Origin of the sequence: Microcystis sp. LEGE 08355 (genome assembly GCF_015207185.1) — a bacterium.
GTDB classification, from domain to species: domain Bacteria; phylum Cyanobacteriota; class Cyanobacteriia; order Cyanobacteriales; family Microcystaceae; genus Microcystis; species Microcystis panniformis.
The window spans coordinates 1-10,057 of sequence record NZ_JADEXI010000123.1 but is presented as its reverse complement, the minus strand read 5'-3'; the positions used below and the strand labels follow the sequence as shown (position 1 = coordinate 10,057).

Below are 10,057 nucleotides of genomic sequence, written 5' to 3'. Positions count from 1 at the left end.
TTAAACAACACCGATCGCCTCTTTATTGCCAAAATGTAGTTAAACAAAGTGCAACCCAACACCAACCAAATAAATTAATAGTTGATCATGTTGGGTTTCGTGCCTCAACCCAACTACAAGATCGGCGATCGTACTCATAAGTTAGAGAATTGCTATAGTTGATCATGTTGGGTTTCGTGCCTCAACCCAACCTACCAGATCGGCGATCGCACTAGAAATTTTTCTAAAAATTCTAACTGAGACAAAAAGATTAAAGGGGAAGAATTGAAAACAATTTTCATAGAGATTACCATTTTTTTTCTCTATCTATGTCTTCTGTAGTAAGATAAGAAAAATCGATTCCCATTAATTCTAAAATTTTCAAGAACATTTCTGTATCCATTTCCATGATTTCTGCGGCTTTATGAAGACTGATGATGCGAGAAACTAAAGCACCCACCACAAAAATAAATTGTTCTTTTTGTTCAATATTATCAAATAATTGTATTTCGGCGGCAATTTCTTGAAAAGTAATCGAAGTATTCATTGTCTTGCTAAGTTTCATCAATTAAGACATATCTAACTTAATTTTAACGCAAAATCAACCCAACCAACTGCCCTTATCTCAATCTTTTAAATTATAGACAACAAATAAGGCGCATTACACTGTGTTAATGCACCCGATCAAAAAAGCGATCGCACTTCATCAATTAACTCCGAGTTCGCCTTTTGAATTCCTCAATTGTTTTCTCTATCACTCTAGGGTTCGGGTTTTCCCAGTCATCTAGAGAATTATAAAGAATTGCTGGAATTAATACTTTTCTCTTTTTGTCAAATTTTATGTTAAGAAATATGTGACTATAGGATCGAGAAAACGGGTTTCTTTAAGAAACCCGTTTTCTCGACTCTGAGTCAAGTTAATCAGGTGGCTGGTAGGAGAAATCAAGGTTTAACCGCACCGAATTTAATTTGATTTTCTCTGATTTATAAATAAACCTGATGAAAAAAAAAAATAAGCATACTTTATATCCTATTGACGGTAGAAAAAAACGGTCTTAGGATGATGGAAACCATTAATTGATGGTTTGATAGTTTTTAAGCTTAACCCGCACTGCGGGTTAAATAGTTGGGGAGGTTTTGGGGACGGCGAACGGTGTATATTCCAGCAGTAAGCTCAGACGCATTTAAATTTAGATTGTCGATGCTTGAAGCCTTTGGCTGACATCGATTACTCGATCAACTTAAATGTCGAAAAGCTTAACAGCATGGTAACACTATGATGAGTTGATGTACTCTAAGGATAGCATATTGAAATATTGAGTCAATGCAAGTTATTTAAATAATAGATGACACATTATGTTTTTAATAAAACATCCAGATCCGAAGCTAAACATTCCTTGGTATTTAACTCAAATTAGTTTTTTGCTGTTGCCTATCAACCCCTTAGGGGGAATGTTAGTTATTTGTACAGCGACTATAATAATTTTTAGATTAAAATATAGAGTCATTATTTCTCAACATATTAATTGGGGATTTGCTATCTTAGGTGGCTCATTAACAATGACGAGCCTTTTTGCCTTTGATCGGGTTTCTGCCATCTCTGGATTGATAAATTTTTTGCCTTACTTTATTATTTTTGCTGGACTCAGCCAACTACTTTACTCAGTGAGTACATTAGAACAATTAGCAAGGATAATATACTTTGGTTCAGTTCCTATAACGGTGTTAGGCTTTGGACAAATTTGGTGGGGATTACAAGGAGAAATACAAAATATATTGATGCCTGGATGGTATTTAAGAGCAATGGGCAATCCTTATGGTAGGATGTCATCTTTATTTTATCATGCTAATTTTCTAGCAAGTTTTCTAACTATTATTTGGGTGTTGGGACTGGGCTTAATAATTCTAGAGTTAAGAAAATCGAATACTGATAAAAAATTTTTTTATCTTAGTCTGCTTTTGGTCATCAATTCCCTAACATTTATTGCTCTAATTTTAACTCATTCTCGTAATGGTTGGATGACTACATTGGTAACTTGTCTTGCTTTTGCTATTTATTTAGGCTGGCGATGGATTTTGCTAACAGTAGCAATCGTGAGCGGGGCGATTATTATCGCTGCTTTTGGCAATCCTCCAGTAAGAGATTGGTTTAGATTAATTGTTCCAATGTTTATTTGGGCTCGAATAAACGATCAATTTTATCCTAATCGAGATGTAGAAACTCTCCGAATAACTCTGTGGAAATTCTCCTGGCATTTAGCCCTTAAGTCACCTTGGAAAGGATGGGGTTTAGGAAGTTTTAAACATCTCTATCAGCCTCAATCTCAGATAGTAATAGGACATTCACACAACTTAACACTGATGCTTCTGTCTGAAGTGGGGATTCCCTGGACAGTTTTTTTCTATTTTTTAGTTGGCTGGATATTGGCAAAAGGGATTATACTTTTAACCAAAATAAATCTGGATAACTCAGAAGAAAAATTGATTATATTTACTTATTTAACAGCTTTTTTTGCTTCTATATTATTTCATGTCTTTGATGTTACTATTTTTGATGAAAGAGTCAATCTTATATCTTGGTCGATTTTGTCAGCGATTCATGGCTTAACAAATAATAAAAAAAGAAAATATTTTACCTAAACTAAATATTATTGTAAATGCTCATGAAATTCAGTATTGTTATCACAACATATAATCGCTTACCATTTTTAAAATGGTCATTAGAATCGGTACTCAATCAAACTATAAATTGCGAAATTATTGTTGTAGATGATGCTTCTTCTGATCAAACTGAAGAATATATCAAGCAATTAGGTGAGCGAGTTATATATCATCGCAACTCGATAAATTTAGGACATTCAGAAAGTGTTAATATTGGAGTCAAAATTGCCAAAGGAGAATGGATTAAGCTGATTGATGATGATGATTATATTACGCCTGAATGTATCGAAACTATCAGCAGATATCTCGTTTATTTTCCTGATGCTGTTATTTGCTCTTGTCAAGCAAAAAAAATTGATATAATGGGGAACATTATCGATAACAAACATCAATTTCAATTTAATGATTTAGCTCTTTGTATTCTGCAAGAGGACATACACTACGCTATGCTTTTGGATATCTGTCCTTTGGGAACACCTGTTCAAGTTGCTTTTCAAAAAAAAGCATTTTTGCGATCAGGAGGCTGGGATAAAGACTTTGACGGTAATTATGATGATGTTAACTCATGGATAGAAATTGCCAAGTACGGCGATGCTGTATTTGTCGGTAAGTGTCTATGTTTTAAAAGAGTATGGTCGGGATGTTGCCATAGCAATATATCAATAAAAGAGCGATGCAAAAAAAATATTTTAATCAAACAAAAAATTTATGACATGGTACATCCTAAACATCGGGAAAAGTTACCAGAATTGTCAGTTATAGAAGATTATATTTGCCTGCATTGGCTTTTGATTTGTATCAAAAAATTAAACATAAAAATTGTCCTAGAATTTGTCCCCTATGATGCAATTAATTGGGATGCTTTAACATTGATGTTTAAAATAATATGTATAAAAAGATTTAGGCTTTTATTTAAAGAACTTTTACCAGAATTACAGCAAATTGATATTAAATAATGGTACAGCCAATACCCGACTAGATGCCGAAATACTAATGTTTTTTTGTTTGTCTAGGATTTAAGAGATTTCCTGTTGCTTTTCAATAGCACGGGCAATGAGAGGAGCTTTTCTTGCTAATCCCTCTAGGGTGATTTCACCTTGTTCATACATTCTAAACAACGGGAAGCAAACCTCAAATCCAAGCGGGGAAATCTGTTGCGCTTGCGAGGTGTTTCTGAGATTTCGGCAGCTACAGGGGAAACTAACGCCCCAACCGATTATGTAACCTATCTGATCGAGAAGCATCAGTAATGGGAGTTCTGATTGATAACAATGTCATTCTTGATTTTCTACAAGAACGAGAGCTATTTGTGGAAAAAGCAGCAAGATTATTTGAGCGTATTGATGCTGGGGAAATTCAGGGATTTATCGCATCAACGACAATAACTAACATTAGTGGATAGAATGCACAAAATTAGCATTCAGGTCTTGATTCAGCAACGCCTTTGACACTGGCAATGATTTGTCCGATGTCTTGAGGAGTGGCACCTGTTGCCAACAGCGATGGGATAAGCAATTCCAGTGAAACTGACGGATCGCCATTTTCAGCTTTGGCAATCCGAGGTTGACTAGAGCCGATTTTATTGGCCAGTTCACTTTGAGTCATTATCTTCTGCCGCTGAATTTTCAAACTTTTGCTAAGAGCTAGTTTGATTTCAACAAGGATAATCTCTTCGGGCGTTAACTCTAAAAAGTCGGAAACGGTTCCGATTTTCCAGCCTTTTGATTCCAAAAGCCCTTTTTTAGTCTCTTCCATCCTCTTATTCCTGCTGATCAGTATCGTATTTACTCAAGCGTTTCTTACAAACCTCAATTACACTTTTGGGTGTTGCTCTTGTTGTCTTATTAAACACCTCAATAATCAAGATTGCATCTTCATCAATTCGATAAATAATCCTCCAATTTTTATCGATGTCTCTAATGCGTAGCTCATGACAATGATAGCCTACACTTGGCATAGGACGCGAATGTGGCAAACCAAGAGGTTCGCCTTCCTGTAGTTGCCTGAGTAAGACACCCGCTTCGATCCGTGCTTCTAAACTGAAAGGTGGGGTCTTGATCTCACCATGCAGCCAAGCTAAAGGTTTGCTTTGATCAGCCATGATGTATTTATATCATATCTGATGTACTAAAATATGGCAATCGCCTCACTACTATCTAACAATTCAAAGGTGGCGGAGCGATACAATATGAACAGCGAACCTACTTTGAGCAACTCTCAAACTGATTGGTAATGATTAGAGGCAATCAGCGATATTGATAGCGATGTGTGAGATTATTCTTGAGATAATAAATGGCTGGTTATAATTAAATTAACAATGGATTTTAGGTTCGATCCCCCCTGCCCCCCTTGATAAGGGGGGTGCCGGTAGGCGGGGGGATCTCCCTTAATAAGGGGGGCATCTGATAATTTTTAACGTCTACCTAATTATAAGGCCGATGTCTGATAACTGTTAACTGAGCGCTGAATTTAACTTCTTAAAGAAACTTGGAACTGTTTAACTAAAGCTTCTCGCACTTTTGTCATTAAAGGTTCCACATCTTCATCGGTTAAAGTTCGATCGCTGGCACGATAGACTAAACTAAAGGCCAAACTACAATGATTTTCTGGCACATTCTGCCCCTGATAGCGATCAAATAATTCAACTTTTTCTAAGAGATTACCTCCAGCATTTTTGATAGTTTTTGTCAATCTATCTACGGGTATATCTGTGGAAACAAAGAAGGCGATATCTCGTGCCGCCCCCGGATAGGTAGAATAGACCTGTAAACGCGGGGTAATTTTGGCACTATCCCTAAGAGTTGCTAACAGGAGCGGGAACTGGATTTCAAAGGCATAAACTGCCTCAATTAATCCCTTTTGCTGACGCAATTGCGGGTGTAGTTGACCGAATATACCTAGGCGTTGTTTGCCAATCCATAAAGAGGCTGTTCGTCCGGGATGAAAACGCGCATCTTCGCCATATTTTTCGTAGCTTACTGTCAGCGAAAGGCGATCAAATACTGCTTCTAAAATGCCTTTTGCTTCATACCAAGTCATGGCCACCTCTTTACCCGATCGCAGCCAACGTCCGGCAGGGAAGAAATCACCGCCGAAAATACCAGCAATTGCATCGTATTCGTTGATATTATCCGATTCTAAGCGGAAAACTCGCCCGATCTCGAAGCCATTTAAGGAACCGTTACCCTGAGACTGATTATACTCAAACGCTTCGATTAAACCGTCTAGGAGATTAGTCCGCAAAGCAGAATACTCGACAAAAAGGGGATTAGCGAGGACAACTTCCGCTAATTCCGGTTTAACTAGGGAATACTGGACTAATTCCGTCAAACCCACTGCGCGAAAAGCTTCCCGCAGCCGACGCTGTATAGTTTCCTCAAAGGATAATCCTCCGGCTGCGGTTTTTGCCGGCAAAGTATCGACAAAGCGATCGTATCCGTACAGTCGCGCCACTTCTTCAATTAAGTCAATTTCTCGTTCTAAATCCCGATAACGGTAGTCTGGCACTGTTACAGTCCACAGAACAGGATTTTTTGAGGTTAACTGCAATTCACAGCCTAAATTGCCTAAAATCCGCTCCACATCTTCGGCGAGAATTTCACCGATCGCACCATCATCTAGGGTAACTTGACCCAGTATTTGCTGCAAACGTTCTAAACGCAATTCGATCGAACCACTGGACTGATCGGCACGATAATCAGCTTTAACCTGACTGCTGACAGTTCCCCCAGCTAACTCTAGAATCAAATCGATCGCCCTTTGACAAGCATATTCCAAAGCGGCGGGATTAACACCGCGTTCATAGCGTCCGGAAGATTCGCTGCGTAAACCCTGCGCTTTTGAGGAACGACGGATAGCGATCGGATCGAATAAAGCCGACTCTAGCACAAGATTAACGGTTTCCTCGTTAACTTCCGTATCTTGACCTCCCATCACCCCCGCTAAAGCTACAGGCTTATTATTGGCAGTAATTAACAAATTAAGCTCTTTTAAGCTTCTTTCCTGACCATCAAGGGTAATGATTTTTTCCCCTTCCTCGGCAAAACGGACCCCAATAGTAACGGATTTACCTCCGGCAAAACTTTGTAAACGATCGCGATCGAAAGCGTGTAAGGGTTGTCCCCACTCCAAGAGGACATAATTAGTAATATCGACCACATTATTGATCGATCGCAATCCAGCAGCCTGTAAACGCTGTTGCAACCATAGCGGAGATGGGCCAATTTTTACCCCCTCGATCACCGTACCAATATAAGCGGGACAGGCTTTATTTTCTGATATTTCCAGAGATAAATCTTTTTTAGGGGAAAATTCCCCTAATTTCACTTTTGGTAGGCTTAATTCTCCTCCTGTCAAAGCCGCCACTTCTCGCGCAACTCCGATCATACTCAAAGCATCGGCACGGTTAGCGGTGGGAGAAATATCTAAAATCACCTCATCAAGTCCTAAAAGGGGACGAACATCTGTACCTAAAGGGAGATTTTCCTGACTAAAAATGTGGATTCCTTCAGAATCCTTAGTTAATCCTAATTCTGCGAGGGAACAGATCATCCCTTCCGATTTTACCCCCCGCAATTTAGCCGGTTTAATCGTTAAATTGATTTTGGGTAAATAAGTTCCCAAAGTAGCCACAGGAACTAGAATATCAGCCCTAGCATTGGGCGCACCACAGACAATTGTACTAAGATTTTCCTGACCGATATCCACCTGACAGACACTTAATTTATCTGCATTAGGATGGGGTTGGCGATCAATAATTTTACCAATAACCACACCCTTTGCCCATTCTCGGCGATCCTCGATCTCTTCCACTTCTATTCCCGCAATTGTCAATAATTCGGCTAATTCTTGGGGAGATTGGGCAATTTTGACTAATTCTCGTAACCAGTTGATCGAAATCCGCATCGTTAATTCTTGCTTGCCGTTGGTTCTTAACTATTGTAAACCGTGGGTAGTCAATGATTTAGAGATTAAGGCCGATCGGCTGTTAAAATATTAGGGGCAAGATGGAAGGACTGTGTAAATAACCGCTCATTTTCCTTGGCCAGGGGTGATAAGTAGGTAGGTGTTAAAAGTTGTCAGACACCCCCCTTATCAAGGGGGGCAGGGGGGATCCCCCCGCCTATCGGCACCCCCCTTATTAAGGGGGGCAGGGGGGGATCGAACCTAAAATCCATTTTTAATTTAATTATAACCAGCTACTTATTATCTTTGAACAGATTACCGATAATTTGGGGAGATAATCAGTAGTTAGCTATCTATATCAAAAAGGATTATTGATGCCGCCCGATCAAATAGAAAACCTACTCAAGGGAATTTTGAGACAATACCAAAGTTCTTTTAGTGACAAAATCTATGGAGAAGAAAATGATGATTATGATCCGCTTATGAGGGTATTTGGAATTACTCCTAGTTTAAAAAGGGAAAATCGTCAGTATTGGGGCAGGGAACTAGGAATGTGTTGGCAACGTCTGGTGACAGAAGTTTTTAAGGCTAATTGTTTAGATTATCAACCAGCTTTAAAGATTGCAGATGATCAACCTTGTGACTGCATTTTAGGTAGAGATGCCATTGATACTAAATATAGAATTGGTTCGGGAGATTCTGGCACACTTAAAAAGTTTAAACAGTATGGAAAACTATTACAGGAAAGAGTACTTAGACCTATTTTACTGATTGTGCGAGAGGATAACTTACCAGCAGCGATTAAAGCTTGTCATCTGGGTGGCTGGACTGTTTTGCAGAGCCAACAAAGTTTTGATTATATACTTGATCGCAGTGGGTTCGATTTGCTGAAAGCTTTTGATAAATTTTCTGAAACACAGGAGTTTTATATTGCCCGATGAATATCTCAAAAAGATGGCAACTTCTGCACGGTGATTGTAGAGAACTTCTCACTTTACTAGAAGAATCTAGTATATCTTGTGTGATCACAGATCCACCCTATAATTATGAGTTCATTGGCAGAAATTGGGATCATGATGAAATCCAAAGACGCAGAGAACGCATTCAAAACAGTTCCACACTGGTAAAAAATATTCCCTAGGGAAGTGGGTTAGCTGGTGGGGTTCGCAATGAGCGTTGGTATCAACGCAATCGCGAAAATGTGGTCAATTATATTGAATGGGCAACAGATTGGTCAAAGGAACTAATGCGTGTTTGTAAAAGGGGGGCTGTTGTCGCTGTTTTTAGTAGCACAAGAACACTGGCTCATATTCAGATTGCTCTTGAAAATGCCGGTTTTTATGCTAGAGATGTGCTGGTTTATAGACGACATTCAGGCATTCCCAAAGGATTAAATATTGAGAAAAAACTTGACAAAATTGGTGATACTAATGCTCAACAATGGCAAGGTTGGCATACTTGCTTGAGAAATGAATGGGAAGCTATAGTTATTGTGCAGAAGCCTCTAAAAAACAATTATATTGAAACTATACAAATGACTGGATTAGGTCCCTTCAAAGCTATACTAAGTGACGGCTCTTTTCAATCCAATATTTTAGAGGGCTTTTCTAAAGGACGGGATGAAAATTTTGATGAGCATTGTACGATTAAACCTTTATCATTGATTAGAAAACTGCTCGAGTTATTTCTACCACAGGATAACAGTCATATAGTTCTCGATCCTTTTGCTGGAACGGGTACAACTTTAATTGCCGCTCTAGAATTAGGTTATCAGACTATTGGTATTGAAATTGAAGATCAGTATATTAATATCATTCAACAACGTTTGGGGGAATATTTTGGCAAGATCGGACAAGAATTTGAGGTATTTGATTAGTCAATCAAAAAGTTAATAATAACAACCGCTAGGGTAGAAAATCGGCTCGACAATAAATCCCTCGGAGAATTAAGGAGAGTTAGTCAAGCTGAGGACATAATTAGTAATATCGACCAGATTATTGAGCGATCGCAATCTGGCAGCCTGTAAACGCTGTTGCAACCATAGCGGAGATGGGCGAATTTTTACCCCCTCGATCACCGTACCAATATAAGCAGGACAAGCTTTATTTTCTGATATTTCCAGAGATAAATCTTTTTTAGGGGAAAATTCCCGTAATTTCACCTTTGGTAGGCTTAATCCTCCCCCCAGTTGCTCGAAATCCCCATCGTTAATTCTTGCTTGCCGTTGGTTCTTAACTATTGTAAACGGGGGGTAGTCACCACGACCAGGTTGGCCGGAAAATGATTGCTACTAAAAAAAAGAGCCACAAATGAGTTATAATACAAAGGTTTTATCGTAAAAATTGCAAATTTTATCTTTGATCCTAGCTATTTCAGTTATTATCGGCAATATTGTAGGAGCCAGTAAAAATGACTCGGCTTTTTGACAGTTTACAAATCAGTGGTTATCGTGGTTTTGAACAAATAGAACTGTCTGATCTAGGACAGGTGAACATTTTTGTCGGTAATAATA

General features: G+C 38.7%; 10 protein-coding genes and 1 pseudogene. 6 read left to right on the top strand and 5 right to left on the bottom strand.

Going from position 1 to position 10,057, the window contains the following annotated elements; translation table 11 throughout:
* Positions 1 to 286: 286 nt before the first annotated feature.
* On the bottom strand, positions 287 to 526 hold the full coding sequence (locus tag IQ242_RS08615) for a UPF0175 family protein (protein ID WP_002754053.1): 240 nt from the start codon (positions 524 to 526) through the stop codon (positions 287 to 289).
* Between the two features lie 809 nt (positions 527 to 1,335).
* On the opposite strand from IQ242_RS08615, the gene IQ242_RS08610 reads away from it, so the two are divergent.
* The 3 genes from IQ242_RS08610 to IQ242_RS08600 all read left to right on the top strand — a co-directional run bounded on the left by IQ242_RS08610 (position 1,336) and on the right by IQ242_RS08600 (position 4,042).
* The gene (locus IQ242_RS08610; protein WP_185238011.1) at positions 1,336 to 2,619 is read left to right on the top strand and encodes an O-antigen ligase; all 1,284 of its coding nucleotides are present in this window, start codon (positions 1,336 to 1,338) and stop codon (positions 2,617 to 2,619) included.
* 23 nt (positions 2,620 to 2,642) lie between these two features.
* On the top strand, positions 2,643 to 3,596 hold the full coding sequence (locus IQ242_RS08605) for a glycosyltransferase family 2 protein (protein WP_228020893.1): 954 nt from the start codon (positions 2,643 to 2,645) through the stop codon (positions 3,594 to 3,596).
* Positions 3,597 to 3,889: 293 nt separating this feature from the next.
* Positions 3,890 to 4,042, top strand: coding sequence for a twitching motility protein PilT (locus IQ242_RS08600; protein WP_072923905.1), 153 nt, complete (start codon positions 3,890 to 3,892; stop codon positions 4,040 to 4,042).
* Between the two features lie 11 nt (positions 4,043 to 4,053).
* Here IQ242_RS08600 and IQ242_RS08595 read toward each other — a convergent pair whose 3' ends face one another.
* The 3 genes from IQ242_RS08595 to pheT form a co-directional block, all read right to left on the bottom strand.
* Positions 4,054 to 4,395 carry a helix-turn-helix domain-containing protein gene (locus IQ242_RS08595; RefSeq protein ID WP_052277985.1) on the bottom strand — a complete coding sequence of 114 codons (342 nt, stop codon included), beginning with the start codon at positions 4,393 to 4,395 and terminating at the stop codon, positions 4,054 to 4,056.
* Positions 4,396 to 4,399: 4 nt separating this feature from the next.
* Positions 4,400 to 4,741 (bottom strand): type II toxin-antitoxin system RelE/ParE family toxin, encoded by a 342-nt coding sequence (locus IQ242_RS08590; protein WP_002763716.1) that lies wholly within the window; start codon positions 4,739 to 4,741, stop codon positions 4,400 to 4,402.
* Positions 4,742 to 5,109: 368 nt separating this feature from the next.
* Complete coding sequence (gene pheT, locus IQ242_RS08585; RefSeq protein ID WP_193959677.1) at positions 5,110 to 7,545, bottom strand: phenylalanine--tRNA ligase subunit beta; 2,436 nt, start codon at positions 7,543 to 7,545, stop codon at positions 5,110 to 5,112.
* Positions 7,546 to 7,919: 374 nt separating this feature from the next.
* On the opposite strand from pheT, the gene IQ242_RS08580 reads away from it, so the two are divergent.
* From IQ242_RS08580 to IQ242_RS08575, 3 genes are read left to right on the top strand one after another with little or no spacing between them, the layout of a single operon-like run.
* Positions 7,920 to 8,486: a restriction endonuclease gene (locus IQ242_RS08580; protein ID WP_193959676.1), complete on the top strand. Its 567-nt coding sequence runs from the start codon at positions 7,920 to 7,922 to the stop codon at positions 8,484 to 8,486.
* A complete protein-coding gene (locus IQ242_RS26025; protein WP_228020892.1) occupies positions 8,483 to 8,686 on the top strand; it encodes a hypothetical protein in 204 nt (67 codons plus the stop codon). Before IQ242_RS08580 ends, IQ242_RS26025 begins: the two co-directional genes overlap by 4 nt.
* Before the next feature lie 60 nt (positions 8,687 to 8,746).
* Complete coding sequence (locus tag IQ242_RS08575; RefSeq protein ID WP_370582975.1) at positions 8,747 to 9,421, top strand: site-specific DNA-methyltransferase; 675 nt, start codon at positions 8,747 to 8,749, stop codon at positions 9,419 to 9,421.
* A gap of 69 nt (positions 9,422 to 9,490) precedes the next feature.
* Here IQ242_RS08575 and IQ242_RS26020 read toward each other — a convergent pair.
* Positions 9,491 to 9,730: pseudogene (locus IQ242_RS26020) on the bottom strand (phenylalanine--tRNA ligase beta subunit-related protein); the annotation flags it as partial.
* Positions 9,731 to 10,057 lie beyond the last annotated feature (327 nt).